Annotated in this window: 20 protein-coding genes; 15 read left to right on the top strand and 5 right to left on the bottom strand. The window is 40.5% G+C overall.

Annotated elements, in window-relative coordinates; genetic code table 11:
- Window positions 1-199: 199 nt before the first annotated feature.
- The 7 genes from PSE83_RS09735 (at window position 200) to PSE83_RS09705 (ending at window position 7,877) form a co-directional block, all read left to right on the top strand.
- Window positions 200-970, top strand: a complete 771-nt coding sequence (locus PSE83_RS09735; RefSeq protein ID WP_094962140.1) for a nucleoside-specific channel-forming Tsx family protein — start codon at window positions 200-202, stop codon at window positions 968-970.
- A gap of 428 nt (window positions 971-1,398) precedes the next feature.
- Entirely contained in the window at window positions 1,399-2,370 is a 972-nt protein-coding gene (gene cyoA / locus PSE83_RS09730) for a cytochrome o ubiquinol oxidase subunit II (RefSeq protein ID WP_004905454.1), read from the top strand.
- A 4-nt stretch (window positions 2,371-2,374) separates the two neighbouring features.
- Window positions 2,375-4,366 carry a cytochrome o ubiquinol oxidase subunit I gene (cyoB, locus tag PSE83_RS09725; RefSeq protein WP_036958554.1) on the top strand — a complete coding sequence of 664 codons (1,992 nt, stop codon included), beginning with the start codon at window positions 2,375-2,377 and terminating at the stop codon, window positions 4,364-4,366.
- On the top strand, window positions 4,356-4,970 hold the full coding sequence (locus PSE83_RS09720; RefSeq protein ID WP_004905456.1) for a cytochrome o ubiquinol oxidase subunit III: 615 nt from the start codon (window positions 4,356-4,358) through the stop codon (window positions 4,968-4,970). The genes cyoB and PSE83_RS09720 overlap by 11 nt, the downstream gene beginning before the upstream one ends.
- A complete protein-coding gene (locus PSE83_RS09715) occupies window positions 4,971-5,303 on the top strand; it encodes a cytochrome o ubiquinol oxidase subunit IV (RefSeq protein ID WP_004905459.1) in 333 nt (110 codons plus the stop codon).
- 12 nt (window positions 5,304-5,315) lie between these two features.
- Window positions 5,316-6,203 carry a heme o synthase gene (cyoE, locus tag PSE83_RS09710; RefSeq protein ID WP_004905461.1) on the top strand — a complete coding sequence of 296 codons (888 nt, stop codon included), beginning with the start codon at window positions 5,316-5,318 and terminating at the stop codon, window positions 6,201-6,203.
- Between the two features lie 312 nt (window positions 6,204-6,515).
- The gene (locus PSE83_RS09705) at window positions 6,516-7,877 is read left to right on the top strand and encodes an MFS transporter (protein WP_096864785.1); all 1,362 of its coding nucleotides are present in this window, start codon (window positions 6,516-6,518) and stop codon (window positions 7,875-7,877) included.
- 205 nt (window positions 7,878-8,082) lie between these two features.
- Here the strand turns inward: PSE83_RS09705 and PSE83_RS09700 are convergent, their stop codons facing one another.
- Window positions 8,083-8,574: a YajQ family cyclic di-GMP-binding protein gene (locus PSE83_RS09700; RefSeq protein ID WP_004905465.1), complete on the bottom strand. Its 492-nt coding sequence runs from the start codon at window positions 8,572-8,574 to the stop codon at window positions 8,083-8,085.
- Window positions 8,575-8,761: 187 nt separating this feature from the next.
- On the opposite strand from PSE83_RS09700, the gene panE reads away from it, so the two are divergent.
- The 4 genes from panE to PSE83_RS09680 all read left to right on the top strand — a co-directional run bounded on the left by panE (window position 8,762) and on the right by PSE83_RS09680 (window position 11,157).
- The gene (gene panE, locus PSE83_RS09695) at window positions 8,762-9,676 is read left to right on the top strand and encodes a 2-dehydropantoate 2-reductase (protein ID WP_004905466.1); all 915 of its coding nucleotides are present in this window, start codon (window positions 8,762-8,764) and stop codon (window positions 9,674-9,676) included.
- Complete coding sequence (gene yajL / locus PSE83_RS09690; RefSeq protein ID WP_110592394.1) at window positions 9,636-10,229, top strand: protein deglycase YajL; 594 nt, start codon at window positions 9,636-9,638, stop codon at window positions 10,227-10,229. Before panE ends, yajL begins: the two co-directional genes overlap by 41 nt.
- A 256-nt stretch (window positions 10,230-10,485) precedes the next feature.
- Window positions 10,486-10,629 (top strand): Hok/Gef family protein, encoded by a 144-nt coding sequence (locus PSE83_RS09685; protein ID WP_004905468.1) that lies wholly within the window; start codon window positions 10,486-10,488, stop codon window positions 10,627-10,629.
- 384 nt (window positions 10,630-11,013) lie between these two features.
- Window positions 11,014-11,157: a Hok/Gef family protein gene (locus tag PSE83_RS09680; protein ID WP_004905468.1), complete on the top strand. Its 144-nt coding sequence runs from the start codon at window positions 11,014-11,016 to the stop codon at window positions 11,155-11,157.
- 70 nt (window positions 11,158-11,227) lie between these two features.
- Here PSE83_RS09680 and thiI read toward each other — a convergent pair whose 3' ends face one another.
- Window positions 11,228-12,679, bottom strand: a complete 1,452-nt coding sequence (thiI, locus tag PSE83_RS09675) for a tRNA uracil 4-sulfurtransferase ThiI (RefSeq protein WP_004905472.1) — start codon at window positions 12,677-12,679, stop codon at window positions 11,228-11,230.
- 220 nt (window positions 12,680-12,899) lie between these two features.
- Between thiI and xseB the strand changes: the two genes are divergently transcribed.
- From xseB to caiF, 4 genes are all read left to right on the top strand, one after another.
- Window positions 12,900-13,151, top strand: a complete 252-nt coding sequence (gene xseB, locus PSE83_RS09670) for an exodeoxyribonuclease VII small subunit (RefSeq protein WP_004914571.1) — start codon at window positions 12,900-12,902, stop codon at window positions 13,149-13,151.
- 3 nt (window positions 13,152-13,154) lie between these two features.
- A complete protein-coding gene (gene ispA / locus PSE83_RS09665) occupies window positions 13,155-14,072 on the top strand; it encodes a (2E,6E)-farnesyl diphosphate synthase (protein WP_004905476.1) in 918 nt (305 codons plus the stop codon).
- Between the two features lie 248 nt (window positions 14,073-14,320).
- A complete protein-coding gene (gene dxs, locus PSE83_RS09660; protein WP_110592397.1) occupies window positions 14,321-16,186 on the top strand; it encodes a 1-deoxy-D-xylulose-5-phosphate synthase in 1,866 nt (621 codons plus the stop codon).
- Between the two features lie 593 nt (window positions 16,187-16,779).
- Complete coding sequence (caiF, locus tag PSE83_RS09655; protein WP_004905481.1) at window positions 16,780-17,172, top strand: carnitine metabolism transcriptional regulator CaiF; 393 nt, start codon at window positions 16,780-16,782, stop codon at window positions 17,170-17,172.
- A gap of 78 nt (window positions 17,173-17,250) precedes the next feature.
- Here the strand turns inward: caiF and caiE are convergent, their stop codons facing one another.
- The 3 genes from caiE to caiC all read right to left on the bottom strand — a co-directional run bounded on the left by caiE (window position 17,251) and on the right by caiC (window position 20,300).
- A complete protein-coding gene (gene caiE / locus PSE83_RS09650; protein WP_004905486.1) occupies window positions 17,251-17,844 on the bottom strand; it encodes a carnitine operon protein CaiE in 594 nt (197 codons plus the stop codon).
- A 22-nt stretch (window positions 17,845-17,866) separates the two neighbouring features.
- Window positions 17,867-18,652, bottom strand: coding sequence for a crotonobetainyl-CoA hydratase (gene caiD, locus PSE83_RS09645; protein WP_004905487.1), 786 nt, complete (start codon window positions 18,650-18,652; stop codon window positions 17,867-17,869).
- Between the two features lie 88 nt (window positions 18,653-18,740).
- The gene (gene caiC / locus PSE83_RS09640; protein ID WP_172766816.1) at window positions 18,741-20,300 is read right to left on the bottom strand and encodes a crotonobetaine/carnitine-CoA ligase; all 1,560 of its coding nucleotides are present in this window, start codon (window positions 20,298-20,300) and stop codon (window positions 18,741-18,743) included.
- Window positions 20,301-20,365: the final 65 nt, after the last annotated feature.

Here is a 20,365-nt window from a genome sequence, read left to right as displayed (position 1 = left end):
TTGTATAAATTAGATCTAAATAGCAAAACAAAGCAATAACATCTAAATATCGTGATTTCGATCACTTCATTCGTGTAAAATATTTCTTAATTACAATTTTCAAGTCTAATATATCACAAGTTACAAATTGGTTAGCTAAAGTGTTAATAACTAACGCACTACTAAATTCCATTAATCAATAAGTGAAAATAATCTATATATGAAAAAAATCATTTACATGACCGCCTTAATTTCTCTAGCAGGTACGGCATATTCTGACAATATTATTGGCTATAAAAATGGCTTTGCTGATGTCAATGTAAACTATTTAGATTGGTCACATCGTACTGAAACCAAAACAGAAAACACGACACGTAAGAAAGATTTTGCCTATATTGAGCTTGAAGGCGGTGCCAATTTTAATTGGGGTGAGTTATATGGCTTTTTTGATCTCGAAAACCCATTCCATAGCCAACACACCGATTCAGGACGAAATAAACGCTATACCATTAAAACAACAGGCCGCTTTTATTTAGGTGATACTGGTTTCAACCTATACGGGCACGTTTATGGCACTTGGTCATTACCTGGAGCCAAGTATGGTGGTAATTTCCACGATGTGAATACTTTATATGGTATTGGTTATAACACTGCATTCGGTGATTTATGGTTTAAACCTTTTATTGCTCTTAATTACACCGACCAGACATTCTATTCAGGTAATAATGGATATGTAGCAGGTTGGGTGGCTGGCTATAATTTCAGCGTATTCGAAGAAAATTTCATGATAACAAACTGGCATGAAATGGAATTCGCGAGGAATAAACGCTATAACGGGGATAAGCGTAATGGCATAAATGGCGCCCTCGCTTTTTGGTGGAATGCAACAAACCATGTTTCTGCAGGGGTACAATACCGCTATGCTGATAATAAATTAGGAGATACTTTCTATCAAGATGCAATCATTTATACATTAAAGTATACCTTTTAGCGCACTATAGAACATTGCATCAGAAGTTAACTATTTTCTTATTTTTATCAGTAAAATAAGAATTTTTCTTTATGATTTAGCCGATAAAGCAACCAAAATAGCTTTATCGGCAATAAAAACTGTAATTTCCCTTAGCAAATTGCTAATCATTTATATCAGTTTCACTATTTTTTCATTTCTTTTGTATATATTTTTCTTTGAAAAATTACCAAGATAATTTAGTATTAATAGAGTTTTATCAATACATACTTATAATCCGTATCAATTTTAACTTTTTGTTTATAAGTTCTTTACATGTGATCATATTAACATAAAGAGCTAACAATTCAGTTTCTTTGCCTTACAATCATTTACACTCGCATAACCTTACCGTAAAATGCCCGCACTGATGAAACGACAATTAGAATCTTTGTCATTTGGGGTCGTGGATGAGACTTATGAACTACAAAAAAAGCATCGGAGCAATCTCACTCGTTGTAGCTGCCTTACTACTAGGTGGTTGCGATATGGTGTTGATGGATCCAAAAGGCGCCGTTGGCGTTAAACAAAAAGAGCTAATTCTTATTGCAATTGGCTTAATGCTACTTGTTGTTATTCCTGTTATTTTCATGACGATTATCTTCGCAAGAAAATACCGTGAATCCAACACGTCAGCAACCTACCGTCCTAATTGGGCTCACTCAAATAAAATTGAGTTAGTCTGCTGGACCGTTCCTATCATCATTATCATTATTCTAGGTGCTATCACTTGGAAGACGACACATGAGCTGGACCCGTATCAGCCATTAGTGAGTGATCAGGAACCTGTCACTATTGAAGTTATTTCTGCTGACTGGAAATGGATATTTATTTATCCAGAGCAAGGCATTGCAACAGTTAATGAAATCGCATTCCCTACAGGTGTGCCAGTTAACTTCAAAATCACGTCAGATTCGGTGATGAACTCATTCTTCATTCCATCTTTAGGTGGCCAAATCTACGCGATGGCAGGTATGCAAACTAAACTTCATTTAATCGCTAATGAACCAGGTACCTACAAAGGCTTCTCAGCAAGTTACAGTGGCCATGGCTTCTCTGATATGAAGTTCAATGCTATTGCAACTCCAGACCGTCAAGGTTTTGATGAGTGGGTACAAAAGGTAAAAGCTTCTCCTAAAACAATGGATACCATGCAGGCATTCGACGAAGTCGCTAAGCCAAGCATGAACGTTCCTGTTACCTACTTCTCTAGCGTGAAGCCTAAACTTTATGAAGATATCGTTCTGAAGTTTGGTCATGAGCACCATAAAGGTCACGCTCCTGTAGAAAATCAAAGTCATTCAATGACTGACCATAACGATGCTACAGGCAATTCAATGCAAATGAGCCATAGTGCTCATGCTGCTGGCGCTGAGGAATAAGGGCATGTTCGGAAAATTAACACTAGATGCAATTCCGCTCCATGAGCCGATTATCGTTGTCACCCTGATTGCTATTGTCCTAGGTGGACTTGGCTTAGTAGGTGTGATTTCTTACTTTGGTAAATGGAAGTGGTTGTGGAAAGAATGGTTAACCTCTGTTGACCATAAGAAAATTGGTGTCATGTACATCATTGTCGCAATGGTTATGTTATTCCGTGGCTTCGCGGATGCTATCATGATGCGTGGGCAGCAAGTTCTTGCTTCTGCTGGCCAAGAGGGTTTCTTGAATCCTCATCACTATGACCAAATCTTCACCGCACACGGCGTTATCATGATTTTCTTCATGGCAACTCCATTCGTTGTCGGTCTGATGAACTTAGTTGTGCCTCTGCAAATTGGTGCACGTGATGTTGCGTTCCCATTCCTTAACTCATTGAGCTTCTGGTTCTTTGTTGTTGGTGTTGTGTTAATCAACATCTCTCTAGGGGTAGGTGAATTCGCACAAACTGGTTGGTTGGCTTATCCGCCATTATCCGGCTTGGAGTACAACCCTGGGGTCGGGGTCGATTACTGGCTCTGGAGTCTCCAGATATCCGGTATTGGTACACTATTAACAGGGGTTAACTTTATCGCGACTATTATCCGTATGCGTACGCCGGGTATGTCGATGATGAAAATGCCTGTATTCAGCTGGGCTGCGTTATGTACTAACGTATTGATTGTTGCTGCTTTCCCTATCTTAACTGTTACATTAACGCTTCTGACGTTAGACCGTTATTTAGGCACCCATTTCTTCACTAATGATATGGGCGGCAACATGATGATGTACATCAACCTGATTTGGGCATGGGGTCACCCTGAGGTGTATATCCTTGTTCTGCCAGTGTTCGGTGTATTCTCTGAAGTTGCAGCAACCTTCTCGAAAAAACGTTTATTCGGTTATACCTCATTAGTTTGGGCGACAATCGTTATTACCGTTATGTCCTTCATCGTTTGGTTGCACCACTTCTTTACGATGGGTTCAGGAGCTAACGTTAACGCCTTCTTCGGTATCGCCACAATGATTATCGCAATCCCTACAGGGGTTAAGATCTTCAACTGGTTGTTTACCATGTACCAAGGCCGTATCGAGTTTAAATCACCTATGCTGTGGACTATCGGTTTCATCATCACCTTCTCTGTTGGTGGTATGACTGGTGTTCTGCTTGCTGTTCCAGGTGCAAACTTCGTTCTGCATAACAGTCTATTCCTGATTGCTCACTTCCATAACGTTATCATTGGTGGTGTTGTATTCGGGTGCTTCGCGGGTATGACTTACTGGTTCCCGAAAGCGTATGGCTTCACGCTAAATGAGAAATGGGGTGTTCGTGCCTTCTGGTTCTGGATCATCGGTTTCTTCTTAGCCTTTATGCCACTGTACATTCTTGGCTTTATGGGTATGACCCGTCGTTTAAGTCAGAATATTGACCCGACTTACCACACAATGTTAGTTGTTGCTGCAGGCGGTGCTGCGTTAATCGCAATCGGTATTGCATGCCAAGTTATCCAAATCATTGTGAGTATCCGTGACCGTCATGAAAACCGTGATTTAACCGGTGACCCATGGGGTGGACGTACACTTGAGTGGGCAACATCTTCTCCACCACCTTTCTATAACTTTGCGATTGAACCACACGTTCAAACCCGCGATGCATGGTGGGATCTGAAAGAGAAAGGCCTTGCTCATAAGAAACCAACTTCATATGAAGAAATTCATATGCCGAAAAACACAGGCGCAGGCGTTATTATCGCTGCATTTAGCTTAGTTTTAGGTTTCGCAATGATCTGGCACATCTGGTGGCTCGCAATCATTGGTTTCGGTGGAATGATCGTAACTTGGATTGCAAAAAGCTTCGACGAAGATGTTGATTACTACGTACCTGTGGCTGAAATCGAAGAAATCGAGAATAAGCACTTTGAAGAATTGCGTAAGGCAGGTGTGAACGATGTCAACTAATACAATGACTAACCAAAATATCGCCCATGCTGAGCATGGGCACCACGATGCAGGTGGAACAAAAGTATTCGGTTTCTGGCTCTATATTATGAGCGACTTGATCCTGTTTGCTTGTTTGTTTGCTACCTATGTTGTTTTGGCCGATGGAACTGCTGGCGGTCCTGCTGGTAAAGATATCTTCAGTCTGAAGTTCGTATTAGGCGAAACCTTCTTACTGTTAGTGAGTAGTATCACTTACGGCTTCGCAATGATAGCGATGCACAAAGGTAAGATAGCTGCTGTTAACTTATGGCTATTTGCAACGTTCCTGTTAGGTCTTGGCTTCGTCATCATGGAAATCTATGAGTTCCATGAATTGATTGCAGAAGGCTTTGGTCCTGACCGTAGCGGTTTCTTATCTGGCTTCTTCGCACTCGTTGCGACTCACGGTCTACACGTAACTGCGGGCCTGATCTGGATTATTATCATGATGATCCAAGTCACTCGCCGTGGCCTGACTGATGTCAACAAAACACGTTTAAACTGCCTAAGTTTGTTCTGGCACTTCTTAGACGTTGTGTGGATTTGTGTATTTACCGTTGTTTATCTTCTGGGGGCTATTTAAATGAGTCATGCAAAAGATGCTCACACTGGAGCAAGCCACGGTAGCGTTAAAACATACCTGATTGGCTTTATCCTATCAGTTATCCTGACAGTGATCCCTTTCTGGATGGTGATGGAAGGTACAGCGTCAACTTCAGCAATCCTTTGGACTGTTGTAGGCATGGCGGTTGTGCAAATTCTGGTTCATTTGGTTTGTTTCTTACATATGAATACATCATCAGATGAGCGTTGGAATTTAGTTGCCTTCCTGTTCACCATGCTTATTGTTGGCATTGTGGTCATTGGCTCACTGTGGATTATGTACAACCTGAACATCAATATGATGCTCGACTAAAGAGTTGCCGATATGTTTAAGCAATACCTGCAAGTGACCAAACCAGGAATTATATTCGGAAACTTGATTTCTGTGATCGGTGGTTTTTTATTGGCTTCAAAAGGGTCAATTGATTACCCACTGTTCGTTGCGACTTTGCTGGGTGTATCACTGGTCGTGGCTTCTGGTTGTGTTTTTAACAACTACATCGACCGTGATATCGACCGTATCATGGAAAGAACGAAGAATCGCCCTTTAGTTAAAGGGTTGATTGATCCGAAAGTTAGCCTGATTTACGCTGCTGCATTAGGTATTGCTGGTATGGTGCTACTACTTGTAGCAGCCAATGCTCTGGCAATGCTGCTTGCAGTTATCGGTTTCATTGTTTATGTAGGTATTTATAGCCTATATATGAAACGTAAATCCGTTTATGGCACGCTGATTGGCAGTCTTTCAGGCGCGGCACCACCAGTTATCGGTTACTGCGCTGTTACAAATGAATTCGATATGGGTGCACTTATCCTATTATTGATATTCAGTTTGTGGCAAATGCCTCATTCTTATGCCATTGCTATCTTCCGCTTTAAGGATTACAAAGCCGCAAACATTCCTGTGTTACCGGTTATTAAAGGAATATCCGTCGCGAAAACGCACATCTTCCTGTATATCCTAGCGTTTATGGTCGCAACATTAATGTTAGCTATCAGTGGATACGCGGGCTATAAGTACCTCATCGTAGGTGCAGCAGTCAGCTTATGGTGGCTAGGTATGGCAATTTCGGGCTTCAAAACCGAAAATGACGACCGGGTCTGGGCAAGAAAACTGTTCATTTTCTCAATCGTAGCGATTACTTCATTGAGCGTAATGATGTCAGTTGACCCTATAGTTTCAAGCGATACTGTTATAGCTCTCGTCAGATAACTTATCTGTTTACTGATGATAACGATGTCTAAACGGCGGGCCTTCCCCGCCGTTTTTATTTGTCTCTAACTGCTTTTACAACTCACTTTTACTTATTCTGCCTATCCTTATGAATCTATTTTATGGTTAAATAGCCGCTTGCTATTGATAAGCTAGATATCAAATGCACTATTAAAAATGCTAATAGGTTGAGATTAAAAACATATTGCCACAACATATACATATTTATTCAACTTGTTGTATTTATTAATGTGTGACCCAACTAGCTGAGAGAAGTCAACACCGCTACAGCACGAAATATGAAGAATAAAAATGAATGATAACAAAATGACATCCGCAGAGCTTAGATCCACTTGGGGATTAGGCTCCGTTTTCTCCTTGCGAATGCTTGGAATGTTTATGGTATTACCTATTTTGACCAGCTATGGGATGCATTTACAAGGTGCTAGCGAGTTCTTAGTGGGTGTCGCTATTGGTATCTATGGCCTTAGCCAAGCCGTTTTTCAAATCCCTTTTGGTTTAATGTCAGATAAGATTGGTAGGAAACCTTTAATTATTATTGGGTTAGTTATTTTTATTATCGGAAGTATCGTTGCAGCATTAAGCGATTCTATTTGGGGAATTATTATTGGTCGGGCTTTACAAGGCGCCGGAGCAATTTCTGCTGCCGTCATGGCATTACTTTCTGACCTAACTCGAGAGCAAAATCGCACTAAAGCCATGGCATTTTTAGGTATTAGTTTCGGTTTAACTTTTGCTATCGCCCTCGTACTTGGCCCAATTATCGCTAATTGGGTTGGTTTAAGTGGCTTATTTTGGGGGATAGCGCTACTTGCAGTTGGTGCTATTGCAGTGACTGTTTTTGTTGTTCCTAATACTAATACTCATGTCTTAAATCGTGAGTCTGCATTTGTACAAGGTAATTTAAAAGCGGTTTTAATGCACCCTCAATTACTCAAATTAAATATAGGGATCCTCAGCTTACACACCCTACTGATGTCCAGTTTTGTTGCTCTGCCTCTTATCATGACTGACTCTGGCTTTTTAGCGAAAGACCATTGGAAAGCCTATTTAGTCACGATGTTAATTGCTTTTGTCACCGTACTTCCGTTCATTATTTATGCGGAAAAATACCGCAAAATGAAACAAGTCTTCTTATTCTGTATTGCCGTTTTAGCATTGTCCGAAATTACCTTATGGTTTTCTGGTAGTCACTTATGGGTGATTTTCTTAGGTATTCAACTGTTTTTTATCGCTTTCAATATCATGGAAGCCATTTTACCGTCACTCATAAGCAAAGAGGCACCTGCGGGCTATAAAGGAACTGCCATGGGCGTTTACTCCACTAGCCAGTTTTTAGGCGTTGCCATCGGGGGTATTGTTGGTGGGTGGTTATACAGTTTTGAAGGAGCTAGTACCGTTTTTATTGGTGGTTTAATTTTGACCATTATCTGGTTTATCATTAGCCTGACAATGCAGCAGCCTCCTTATGTCAGCAGTATTCGTATTGAATTACCCAACCATATTGGAGATACAAGAGCCCTTGAGAAAAAATTACAAGCTCAAGAAGGGGTGATGGAAGCGCTTGTCGTTGACGAGGAATTTAGTGCTTATGTTAAAGTTGATAGAAAAATCATCAATCGAGAACAACTTGAAGCATTAATAAATCAGTAAAAATTAGCCCGCTATCGCGGGCTGAGGTTGTTGACAAAGCAGGATAAAAGCGTGGTTTTTCCCGCTTTGTGTTATCAGCCGAAAATCAATAAATTGATTTTCCTAGTTTATTTTCAAAACCTATTAGACTTGCCGCCAAACATAATATGTTTGTCAGCAGTCTGAGCCCGCTATCGCGGGCTTTAAATGAATGCTTGAAAAATAACTAATCGCGGAAGTTATTAAATTGAAAAGGTTGGCCTAAGTTCCCGCCACGTACTAATGCCATAACCGATTGTAAATCATCACGGGCTTTGCCCGTCACACGTACTTGGTCACCTTGAACTTGTGCTTGAACTTTCAGTTTACTGTCTTTAATTAATTTAACGATTTTTTTAGCAGTTGCAGCATCAATACCTTGCTTGAACGTAACTTCAACGCTATAGGTTTTTCCACTATGAACAATATCTTCTGGCACATTCAATACAGCACCATCAATACCGCGTTTTGCCATTTTTTCTCTTAAGATATCAACTAACTGGAGTACTTGGAAATCAGACTCGCTAGTGATTTTAACTGATTCATTTTTGTCATTTAGCTCAAAACTAGCTTCGACATTTTTAAAATCCCAACGGCTGGTTAACTCACGCTGCGCATTTTCCACCGCATTACGTACTTCATTCATTTCCACTTCAGATACAATGTCAAATGATGGCATAGCTAGAACCTCACTGATAATTTTTAGACTGTGCGCATGATAACGTTTTTATTCACATCACTTCAAGTTATCAGGGTCTGTGATACTTCGTTAACTACAACTTCGTATCGTAAAAGGTTATAATGATAAGAGATCACTTCCGCCTTACCTTATAAGACGTTAAAGTCCCATTTTCAAAGGGGAAACAATGAAAATAACTCTAATTGGTTGTGGTGCGATAGGTAAACTGTGGCTTGCTTCACTTGCAATACAAGGGCATGACATACAAGGTTGGCTACGTGTTGCACAGTCTGATTTATTCGTCGATGTTAATGAACCTGATGGGCGTAGTTTCCGAGAGCTGATTCCCTGTAATAATATTAACCACTTGCAAACCAGTGAGTTGATCATTGTTTGTTTAAAAGCATGGCAAGTTTCTGACGCTTTATTACCTTTGATTAATACTATCCCAGAAAATACGCCTATTCTATTACTGCATAATGGTATGGGGACGATTGAAGAGCTGGCGCCTTTACGTCATCCTATCTTAGCGGGCGTCACAACCCATGCAGCTTGGCAAGAAAATAACCAAGTATTTCATGTCGCAAATGGCATCACACATATCGGCGCTATCAATTCCCAAGCACAAGCTTACTACCCAATAGCAGATATCTTGCATGAAGCCTTACCTGATGTGGCTTGGCATAATAATATTTTAACCACTTGCTGGCGTAAATTGATTGTGAACTGTGTCATTAACCCCCTTACCGTCGAACATACCTGTAAAAATGGTGAATTAATCCAACATTCCATACAGATATCTCAGATCATTGATGAAATATGTCATGTTATGGCGGCAGAAGGGCTGCATACGGATAAAGCAGAACTGACTGAGTATATTTACGGCATTATCAATAATACCGCTGATAACTATTCCTCTATGTTACAAGATATGCGAAATAATCGCCGTACAGAGATTGATTACATCACTGGCTTTTTAATCAAACAAGCACGAGCTCATGGGATCAGTACACCTGAAAACGATCGCCTTTATCATTTAGTCAAAAATAGAGAACAACAATATGACGACTTCCGCTCTAGTTTGCATCGCTCATGGGAGTGAAGAAATTGAATTTACTATTACTGCTGATTTATTAGTTAGAGCAGGTATCGATGTGACCTTAGCGAGTGTGACTGAAGATGGCTCTTTAACCATTACAGCCTCACGAGGCCTAAAAATTATTGCCGATACTCCGTTGATTAAAGTCGCTGATGAACCTTTTGATGCCATTGTGCTGCCTGGTGGTATGGCGGGAGCAGAAACGTTCCGCGATAGCCCACTGGTGGTTGAAAAAGTTCGCCGTATGCATCTTGATGGTAAAATCGTAGCAGCTATTTGTGCAGCACCAGCGCTTGTACTTGAATATCACCAATTGTTTCCACTAGGTAATATGACCTGTTTTCCATCAATGAAAGATAAAATCGCAGCTCATAAATGGGTCGATCGCCGAGTTTACTTTGATGAACGTGTCAATCTATTAACTAGCCAAGGGCCCGCCACTTCTTTTGACTTTGCATTAAAGTTAATTGAATTATTGGTAGGCCGAAAGACTGCGGCCCAAGTTGCCGCTCAACTCGTTTTACCTAATGGTATTAACGATTATTTAGAAGATTAAATATAAAACTCATTATAAAAAACGAATTAGAAATACAACTTAACTTATTGAATAATAAAAATTAAATAGTAAAAAAATCTGTGTTTAGAGTACTTTTTTGCTATGATTGCCGCGGGTGCTTGGATCATTTTGGTTCAAGCATTTGTGAGAGCCAAAAAGACGAAAGCCCCGAATTTAGATGTTAATCTTAATCCGAGGCAGTCTCAAACACACAACAATTTGATTCTGTCTCCTTTTAGAAAAGGAGTCAAGAGGAATGGCCAAAATTGCCCTTCTGGGGCTAGTTACCGTGTGTCTGACGGTATTGTGTTTTTCGTTATTGATGCAAGAAAGGCTATGCTCTTTTAGCATCAGCAGCGGAAACACGCTGGTTCAAGCTACGTTATCCTGCGATAACTAGTCTTGTGGGGGAAATTTCCCCCACATTTCTCTCTGATTGTGAGTTGGTGATACAAGCACCCTGTTTTTATTCTCTACTTATTTTTATTCAGCTCACTTTGTCATTTCTATTTCAGTTGCATCAGTAATCATATTAATATCAATGATATCGAAACCATTATAACCAACTGAATTTAAATATTTTATTTTCAATAATGAACGATAAAAACATTTGTTTAGAGTGATTTTTTGCTATGATTGCCGCGGGTGCTTGGATCATTTGGTTCAAGCATTAGTGAGAGCCAAAAAGACGAAAGCCCCGAATTTAGATGTTAATCTTAATCCGAGGCAGTCTCCAACTCACACAATTGGATTCTGTCTCCTTTTAGAAAAGGAGTCAAGAGGAATGGCCAAAATTGCCCTTCTGGGGCTAGTTACCGTGTGTCTGACGGTATTGTGTTTTTCATTATTGATGCAAGAAAGGCTATGCTCTTTCAGTATCAGCAGCGGAAACACGCTGGTTCAAGCTACGTTATCCTGCGATAACTAGTCTTGTGGGGGAAATTTCCCCCACATTTCTCTCTGATTGTGAGTTGGTGATACAAGCACCCTGTTTTAAGTTATGGGCGATAAACCTTTATATTTTCATAACCTTGTTCTTTTAGGTATAGCGCTTGCAAGCGGCTCATTACCCCACGGTCACAATATAATAAATAGGTTTTATCTTTTGGTAAGTCACCAAATTGCGTACTCAACTTATAGAATGGAATGTGCTTAATTTCCATTCCATCTACATTCAGTGGTTTGTCTTCGAATTCATCAATTGAACGAATATCTAAAATCACTTCATTTTCAATTGAAAGCTCACTCACCATTTCAATTTCAGGAACTTTTTCAAGACTTTCTTGTGCAATTTGTCGAATATCTATATTTTGAGCTTGCTCAACAACAGACTCTAAAATACTAAAATCAAAATTGGCCTCTTCCGCTTCAATCCGCGCTTTCACCGCTTTAACTGTTGGGCTTTTTGAGATTACACCACAATATTCAGGCATGGTTTTTGCGAAATCTTCAGTACCAATTTGGCGAGCTAACTTAATAATATGTTCTTTATCATGGGAAATTAGCGGCCTTAATACGAGGGTATCAGAAGCATTATCAATTAAACGCAAGTTTGTTAAAGTCTGGCTTGATACCTGCCCCAGAGCTTCACCTGTGACAATCGCCTGCACACCATAACGCTCAGCAACTTTCGATGCTGCTCTTACCATCATACGTTTGAGCACAACGCCCATTTGGCCATCATCCACTTTTTCTAAAATTTCAGCCACAACTGGCTCAAAATTTACAGCAATAAAACGGACTTTATGGGAGCTACCAAAACGGTTCCACAGATAATGTGCAATTTGCTTCACACCAATTTCATGCGCAGCTCCGCCTAAATTAAAGAAGCAGTAGTGAACACGACAGCCACGGCGCATCAACATATAGCTCGAGACACCTGAATCAAAACCACCGGAAATGAGTGACAACACATCCTCTTGGGTCCCTATAGGGAAACCACCAATGCCTTCAATACGTGCTTTAACTAAGATAAGTTTATCATCTTCGATTTCTAAGTGAATCGTGGTGTCAGGGTCTTTAAGCTTAACTTTTGCAGATGCAATGTGCTGGTTTAACCCACCACCGATATAGCGTTCAGCATCGATGGATGAAAACTCATGTTTACCACGACGTTTCACCCGCACACAAAATGTTTTATTTTCTAATGACTCGCCATAGGCTTCGTGTGTCATTTCGTAAATATGATGCAGACTAGTAAACGGTTTTTCTTCCACTTCGAGAATATGGTGAATACCTGGGATACGCCCTAGCATGTCACAAATTTCATCGTGTTTTGTTTCCCCCTTCACACGCACTTCAATGTTATCCCAATTACGGACAACCGAAATCTCTTCGCCAAGTGGTTTAAGCACGTTACGGATATTACTGGTCAAAATTTTAATGAAACGTAGCCTAACAGTTTGGCTTTTAATGGTAATTTCTGGGAATAACTTAATGATAAACTTCATAATAGCTGCATGTTCATGGTGGTTGGGGGCAAACGAATGTGCCTTAACAGAGACACATGACACGTTACCAATTGTCAATAAAGAGGCGTATTATAACACTATCTTGCGGGTTGAATCTAAAAACCCCAATAATAAATTGTAACCGTAGCAAGACTGCGTTAGTCTGCTGAATATTTAAAATCCCTCGAATTAACTGATTTCACATTAGTGGCTAAAGACTATGGCTAAAGAAAAAACTCAGCAAGTTCCGACTGTTAGTTTTGAAAACTCACTTCAAGAGCTAGAACAGATCGTCGCTCGCCTAGAATCCGGTGAACTTCCCTTAGAAGATGCCCTTAATGAGTTTGAACGTGGTGTTCAAATTGCTAAACAAGGTCAAAAAGTATTACAGCAAGCAGAGCAACGTGTACAAATTTTGCTAAGCGATGACGAAAATAAACCTCTAGCCGATTTTTCACCTGATACAGAATAAATTATGTCTGAACAACATTTAGATAGCTTTACGCAGCAACAAAAGCAAGCTTACGACAGAGTCAATCAATACCTATTAGATGCCTTAAATGCGCTGCCGTTTGCAAACCTCCCTCTAGCGCAAGCTATGCGCTATGGCACATTATTAGGTGGAAAACGCTTACGTCCATTTTTAACTTATGCCATCGGCTCGATGTTTGGTGTTAGCCAAGAAAACCTTGATGCCCCTGCTGCTGCAGTCGAATGTATTCATGCTTATTCATTAATCCATGATGATTTACCTGCAATGGATGATGATGATTTACGTCGTGGCCAACCGACTTGCCATATTAAATACGGTGAAGGCAATGCGGTGCTTGCTGGAGATGCATTGCAAACATTGGCTTTCCAATTGCTGTCATCTGCACCAATGCCAGATGTAACAGACAAAGACCGCATAGCGATGATTGCAGAGTTATCATACGCAAGTGGCTTAGCAGGTATGTGTGGCGGACAAGCACTTGATTTAGATGCAGAAGGGAAGCAAGTTGACCTTGAATCTCTCGAGCGCATTCATCAACATAAAACAGGGGCATTGATTCGTGCTGCAATCCGTCTTGGTGCTTTTGCGGCAGGTGAAAAAGGTCAACAATTGTTACCTGTTTTAGATAAATATGCACAATCCATCGGTCTTGCCTTTCAAGTACAGGACGATATTCTAGATGTTATCGGTGATAGTGAAGTCACGGGTAAACGCCAAGGAACTGATGCCGAACATGAAAAAAGTACCTATCCATCGCTATTAGGGCTTGAAGCGGCGCAGAAAAAAGCACGTGAGCTATATCATGATGCAATAGATGCTTTAGAGACACTCCAGTCCCATGGATATAATATAGAAATGTTAAGCGCTTTAGCTAATTTCATTATTGAACGTAAAAGCTGACAATATGCTTTGCCTTTTGGCTACAAGAAGATCGATAATTACGGCAATTTATTACCCTAATGTATCTTCGAATCATTCCTATAACACAACAAAATAGATGGATGACTTCTTAATCACTCGAGTTATAGGCACGATAAACGAAGGCAACCCAACAGCACATAGAGGCTTTATGCCGCTAAATACTGAAAATAGTCATTTTGTTATGGCTAAGTAAGTTGGGTTTTTTATTAATTATAAGTGAGCAACTAATGAGTATTGATATCGCTAAATATCCAACGCTAGCCTTGGCAGAGACACCAGATGAGCTTCGTCTGTTGCCTAAAGAGAGTTTGCCCAAGCTTTGTGATGAACTCAGACAATTTTTACTGAGTAGCGTGGGTCGCTCTAGCGGTCACTTTGCTTCTGGTCTTGGCGCTGTTGAGCTCACCGTCGCACTACATTATGTCTATAAAACACCGTTTGATAACCTTGTGTGGGATGTCGGCCACCAAGCCTACCCACATAAAATATTAACTGGGCGCCGTGACCGTATTGATACCATTCGTCAAAAAAATGGTTTACATCCCTTTCCATGGCGTGAAGAAAGTGAATATGACATTTTAAGCGTTGGCCATTCCTCAACATCCATTAGTGCCGGTTTAGGCATGGCCATTGCCGCAGAAAAAGAAAAACAAAACCGTAAAACGGTTTGTGTGATTGGTGATGGCGCCATTACCGCAGGAATGGCATTTGAGGCGATGAACCATGCTGGGGATGCTGCACCTGACATGTTGGTTATCTTAAATGATAACGAAATGTCTATTTCAGAAAATGTTGGCGCACTAAACAACCACTTAGCTCACTTGCTTTCTGGAAAGCTCTACACAACATTGCGTGAAGGTGGAAAAAAAGTTTTTTCTAACATGCCGCCTATTAAAGAGCTACTGAAAAAGACAGAAGAACACATTAAAGGCATGGTCGTACCGGGGACCATGTTTGAAGAATTAGGTTTTAACTATATTGGCCCTGTTGACGGCCATGATGTTGTTGCCTTAGTTCAAACGTTAAAAAATATGCGTGATTTAAAAGGCCCGCAATTTTTACATATCATGACCAAGAAAGGTCGGGGTTATGAGCCAGCAGAAAAAGACCCTATTAGCTGGCATGCTGTTCCTAAATTTGACCCAAGTACCTTCACTTTACCTAAAAGCAAAGAGACGGGGCCAACATTCTCTAAAATCTTTGGGGATTGGCTGTGTGAAGAGGCCAAAGACGATAGCAAGCTGATGGCTATCACCCCTGCGATGCGTGAAGGGTCTGGTATGGTTCGGTTTTCTAAAGAATTCCCAGAGCAATACTTCGATGTCGCGATCGCGGAGCAACATGCTGTCACCTTTGCGGCAGGCCTCGCCATTGGTGGCTATAAGCCTATCGTTGCTATCTATTCCACTTTCTTGCAACGCGGTTATGACCAAGTCATTCATGATGTGGCTATCCAAAAGGTACCTGTCATGTTTGCAATTGACCGGGCAGGCATTGTTGGTGCTGATGGACAAACTCACCAAGGTTCATTTGATATTTCATTCCTGCGCTGTATACCAACCATGGTTATTATGGCTCCAAGTGATGAAAATGAGTGCCGCCAAATGCTGCATACTGGCTACCATTACCAAGATGGCCCATGTGCGGTTCGTTACCCTCGAGGTACAGGAACAGGCGCTGAATTACAGCCGTTATCGCCACTGCCTATTGGTAAAGGTATTGTTCGTCGCCAAGGCGAAAAAGTCGCTATCTTATGTTTTGGCACATTATTAAGCCACGCATTAGTTGCTGCTGAACAACTCAATGCAACTGTTGTAGATATGCGTTTTGTGAAGCCTTTAGACGAAGCTCTGGTCCTTGAAATGGCCAATACCCATAATGTACTTGTCACTCTCGAAGAAAATGCCATCATGGGTGGTGCTGGTAGCGGTGTGAATGAGTTCCTAATGCATGAGAAAAAAATCATTCCAACCTTAAACCTTGGTTTACCTGACTATTTTATTTCTCAGGGTACCCAAGAGGAACTTATTGCTGAACTGGGCTTAGATTCCACAGGTATTGTTAATTCTATTAATAACTACTTAGCCAAATAGTTTTTATCTTCAGGGCATTGCATTAACAATACAATGCCCTATTCAATCACAAAGCCAATCACTCTTATTCCTTTTCTTAATACGCTAAAAAAGTGTTTAGTTCCCTATTATTACTGACTCACTAATGTTCATTTAAAAAAATCACCTATGTCACATTTTTATTATATTTCAAGATCATTAAAATAAAATATAAAACCAAATATAATCAGTTTATCTACAACGATATTCAGCTATTTACCTGAAATAAGAATACAAACAAAGCTTTTATCTTGAATGTAAATTTTCACAATAAAGGCATGCAAATTATTTTAAAATCTATTAATATGAACTTTGTCACTGTATGACAGCGTAATTTAGTCTCTGAATTATATTCGTCACATATCATTATAAAATATTATTTTTTATATGTAAGAAATGATAATTTATTTTTATAACGAATATATTATTTTAACAATTTTAACCAGAAATTAATAAGTAATTATTTTGTTTTCTTAATTAACAAACCAGGAAACAAATAAACGCTATTCCAACTACAATTTTCATATGGTTTATTTTTATTTAGTCGATTTTAATAAATAGATTTGGGAGCGCTTATGTGTGGACAATATATTAATGAACCCTTGTATTTATCTATTGCAAACTGGGTAATGAAACAAGGCCGCTGGACTACAGCTAGAGAGATATCTAACAACTTTGATATCCCGCATCCTAATGCAGTCAATATTGTTTCTTATATTTTATCTGATGTTGCTGAAATTCAGTGTGAAGTAAAAATGATCCCAAATAAATTATCGGGACGAGGCTGCCAATGCCAGCGGCTTATTAAAGTTAAGAAAATTGATAACCAGCTTTATGCACGTTTAAGAAGTCATCAAGCTGAAAAAGTCACTATCGATTCTCCTATAAAAGCAGCCTCTATGCCACCAAGTGAATTAAATCGAGAGCAAAAATGGCAATGGATGCTATCAAAAGCACAACGTCGTTAAACCTATTTCTTAGCTTCACATCAATAAAAAACGCAGACTTCACTATCTGCGTTTTTTATTTTACGGCCTTTTTGTGAATCATTGCCCCTTAGGTTTTACATCCGTTGTACCAAATAATTGGGGTCGATTAGCTTCAAGCTCTATTAGTGGCTGGGTTTCCTGTAAGTGTTGCTGATACCGGCACGCTAGGTCTTGATATTCCTTAGTATTTAACTGCTTCCAATGCAGTTCTTCATCAGTCACTAAGCGTAAAAAACGGGCTGGACTTCCGACTAACATCTGACGGTATTCTCCTTGAAACCCAGCTTTAACAAAACTCATCGCAGCAACAATGCTTTGTTCGCCAATGACAGCACCGTCCATGATCACACTATTCATACCGACTAAAGCATCACGACCAATAATACATCCGTGCAAAATAGCACCGTGACCTATGTGTCCGCACTCATGGACAATCGTTTCAACATCACTATAGCCATGCATAATGCAACAGTCCTGAATATTCGCACCTTTTTCTATGATCAAACGACCATAGTCCCCTCGCAAAGAGGCGTTAGGCCCGACAAACACTCCTTCACCGATAATCACATCACCAATCACTACCGCTGATGGATGTACATATGCGGTGGGATGAACAACTGGGATCACCCCTTCAAAAGCGTAAAAACTCAAGATTCACCTCACTGCTAGCGTACTAGCGCCCTTTCCAACTCGGTGAACGTTTTTCGGAAAACGCCAGCGGGCCTTCTGTTGCATCTTCTGAGTGTAAAACCGCAGGGTAGTTTTTCAGCACGCCGCTACGCATAAGTTTATACCCCTCTTCAACTGTAAGTTCACCTGTAGCGCGGAAAATTTCTTTCAGTGCAGCGACAGCAAGTGGCGCACTTTGGGTGATTTGTTCTGCAAGTTCACGGGCTTTATCCATCAGGATCTCAATAGGAACTACATCGTTAGCAATTCCCCAACGTAATGCTTCCTGCGCATCCATTCGCCTGCCGGTCATCACCATTTCATTCACGATTGGCGCAGGTAAAATTTTAGGTAAACGTAAAACACCACCGCTATCTGGAACAATCCCGAGTTGGGCTTCAGGTAATGCGAAACTGGCATTTTCAGAACAAATAATCATATCTGCCGCTAAAGCCAGTTCAAAACCACCGCCAAACGCATATCCATTCACCGCAGCAATAACAGGTTTGTTTAAATTAAAAATTTCAGTCAAACCGGCAAAGCCTCCTGGACCAAAATCAGCATCAGGTGCTTCACCTTCCGCCGCAGATTTTAAATCCCAACCCGCAGAGAAAAATCTCTCTCCTGCCCCGGTAATAATGGCGACACGTAGCGAAGGGTCATCGCGAAAATTAAGGAAAACTTCTCCCATTTTGAAACTAGTTTTTGCATCTATTGCATTTGCTTTAGGTCTATCGAGTATGATTTCTAAAATAGCGCCATTTCGAGTGATTTTTAATGATTCGCTCATAATATAATCCTTTCTTCGTCGTGCAGTGACGCTTCAGGTTGCACATGTGCAGCCCGAAAATGTATGCAAAATTAATCAAGTTTGTCGATTATTGCAGATATTTTTTCAATACTTTTCCAGAACAGTTACGCGGTAAATCTTTACGTACCTCAACACACGTTGGCACCTTAAATTTCGCCATTTGTTTTTCACAAAAAGCAAAAAATTCTTCCTGAGTTAAGGTTTCACCCTCTTCAAGCACAATAAAGGCTTTAATCGCTTCATCTCGAATATCATCCGCAACACCGATCACCGCCACATCCACAATGGCAGGGTGTGAGGCGATAATATTTTCGATTTCACTGCAAGAAACATTTTCTCCACCGCGTTTGATCATATTGCTGCTTCTATCGACAAAATAGAAAAAGCCGTCTTTGTCTTGGTAAGCAAAGTCACCCGTATGCATCCATCCCGCTTCGTCAAAGGTTTTTGCTGTCGCTTCAGGGCTGTTGTAATACTCTTTAAAGAGGGTTTTACCACGTTCACCTTTTACACAAAGCTCACCAATAACCCCTGTTCCGACAGGTTGGTTATTTCTATCCCGAATTTGAGCTTGATAACAAAAACCAGGGCGACCAATAGATGGCCAACGACGCATATCGCCAGGCCTATCACCAATCAAACCAACTATCGTCTCCGTCATACCATACGAAGTTAAAAACCGCTTCACCCCAAAACGGGCCATAAACTGGTCGCGTTCTTCTTCACTTAAATTGAGGTAAAACATGGCTTCTCGTAAACAATGATCTTTTTCGTTATCCGCCAGCGGCTGGCTTAATAATGTGCGGATCATCATTGGGATAAGTTCGACGACAGTCGCTTTGTATTTCACCACTTGTTGCCAAAAACGGCGTGCGCTGTATTTCTCTAATAAAACAAACGTAGCACCGGCAGAAAATGCAGCCATAGAAGCCGTACATTGGCAATCAATATGAAAAGCAGGCATGACCGTTAAATAAATATCATCGGAGCGTAAGCTGTTTTGCCAAGAAGAGTAATAACCCGCAAAGCGGAGGTTATAGTGAGTAATAATCACCCCTTTAGGTTTCGAGGTGGTCCCAGAAGTAAATAAAATTTCGGCCGTATCCTCGACATGCAATTCAACCACCTGAGTCAACTGAGTATGTTGTTGTGACTGCTCAAGCCAAAAGTCAGAAATATGCTCTACGGGTTCAATTTGCGTTTCTGTAATCAAAAAAATATGTTCTAAGCTGGTCGCTTCATCAGCGAATACTTGTTGATAAATATCTAAGAAAGAGGAGCAAGTTACCACCATTTTGGGTTGGCAGTTTTGCATGATCCAGGCACTTTCACTGTATTTATAACGCGCATTAATTGGGACTATAATCGCCCCAATTTTAGCCAAGCCAAACCAGCAAAAGAAAAATTCAGGGCAATTATCTAAATGTAAAGCCACTTTATCGCCTTTTTGAATGCCATAAGCTAAAAAGAGATTGGCGGTGCGATTAATTTGCTGGTTCATTTCTAAGTAACTGAACTCGCTAACCTTTCCATCGCAGGATTCAAAGATAAGCGCCTGACTGTTACCGTGGGTGACTGCTAAGTCATCCCACATTTGACGCAAATTTTGTTTACCGATTACATCCATTAATTGTTACCCATCATTTCCCTGATGAATACTCAGCTCAATAGTCATCATTGCCCTGAGTACCC

It is taken from the genome of Providencia sp. PROV150, assembly GCF_028481025.1.
Classification (GTDB): Bacteria; Pseudomonadota; Gammaproteobacteria; order Enterobacterales; family Enterobacteriaceae; genus Providencia; species Providencia hangzhouensis.
This window is presented reverse-complemented; position numbering and strand designations above follow the sequence as displayed.

What these genes read in the sequence shown, in the direction of transcription:
- PSE83_RS09735 (WP_094962140.1), top strand. Translation starts at nt 200, where the DNA reads ATGAAAAAAATCATTTACATGACCGCCTTAATTTCTCTAGCAGGTACG.
- cyoA (WP_004905454.1), top strand. Translation starts at nt 1,399, where the DNA reads ATGAGACTTATGAACTACAAAAAAAGCATCGGAGCAATCTCACTCGTT.
- cyoB (WP_036958554.1), top strand. Translation starts at nt 2,375, where the DNA reads ATGTTCGGAAAATTAACACTAGATGCAATTCCGCTCCATGAGCCGATT.
- PSE83_RS09720 (WP_004905456.1), top strand. Translation starts at nt 4,356, where the DNA reads ATGTCAACTAATACAATGACTAACCAAAATATCGCCCATGCTGAGCAT.
- PSE83_RS09715 (WP_004905459.1), top strand. Translation starts at nt 4,971, where the DNA reads ATGAGTCATGCAAAAGATGCTCACACTGGAGCAAGCCACGGTAGCGTT.
- cyoE (WP_004905461.1), top strand. Translation starts at nt 5,316, where the DNA reads ATGTTTAAGCAATACCTGCAAGTGACCAAACCAGGAATTATATTCGGA.
- PSE83_RS09705 (WP_096864785.1), top strand. Translation starts at nt 6,516, where the DNA reads ATGAATGATAACAAAATGACATCCGCAGAGCTTAGATCCACTTGGGGA.
- PSE83_RS09700 (WP_004905465.1), bottom strand. Translation starts at nt 8,574, where the DNA reads ATGCCATCATTTGACATTGTATCTGAAGTGGAAATGAATGAAGTACGT.
- panE (WP_004905466.1), top strand. Translation starts at nt 8,762, where the DNA reads ATGAAAATAACTCTAATTGGTTGTGGTGCGATAGGTAAACTGTGGCTT.
- yajL (WP_110592394.1), top strand. Translation starts at nt 9,636, where the DNA reads ATGACGACTTCCGCTCTAGTTTGCATCGCTCATGGGAGTGAAGAAATT.
- PSE83_RS09685 (WP_004905468.1), top strand. Translation starts at nt 10,486, where the DNA reads ATGGCCAAAATTGCCCTTCTGGGGCTAGTTACCGTGTGTCTGACGGTA.
- PSE83_RS09680 (WP_004905468.1), top strand. Translation starts at nt 11,014, where the DNA reads ATGGCCAAAATTGCCCTTCTGGGGCTAGTTACCGTGTGTCTGACGGTA.
- thiI (WP_004905472.1), bottom strand. Translation starts at nt 12,679, where the DNA reads ATGAAGTTTATCATTAAGTTATTCCCAGAAATTACCATTAAAAGCCAA.
- xseB (WP_004914571.1), top strand. Translation starts at nt 12,900, where the DNA reads ATGGCTAAAGAAAAAACTCAGCAAGTTCCGACTGTTAGTTTTGAAAAC.
- ispA (WP_004905476.1), top strand. Translation starts at nt 13,155, where the DNA reads ATGTCTGAACAACATTTAGATAGCTTTACGCAGCAACAAAAGCAAGCT.
- dxs (WP_110592397.1), top strand. Translation starts at nt 14,321, where the DNA reads ATGAGTATTGATATCGCTAAATATCCAACGCTAGCCTTGGCAGAGACA.
- caiF (WP_004905481.1), top strand. Translation starts at nt 16,780, where the DNA reads ATGTGTGGACAATATATTAATGAACCCTTGTATTTATCTATTGCAAAC.
- caiD (WP_004905487.1), bottom strand. Translation starts at nt 18,652, where the DNA reads ATGAGCGAATCATTAAAAATCACTCGAAATGGCGCTATTTTAGAAATC.
- caiC (WP_172766816.1), bottom strand. Translation starts at nt 20,300, where the DNA reads ATGGATGTAATCGGTAAACAAAATTTGCGTCAAATGTGGGATGACTTA.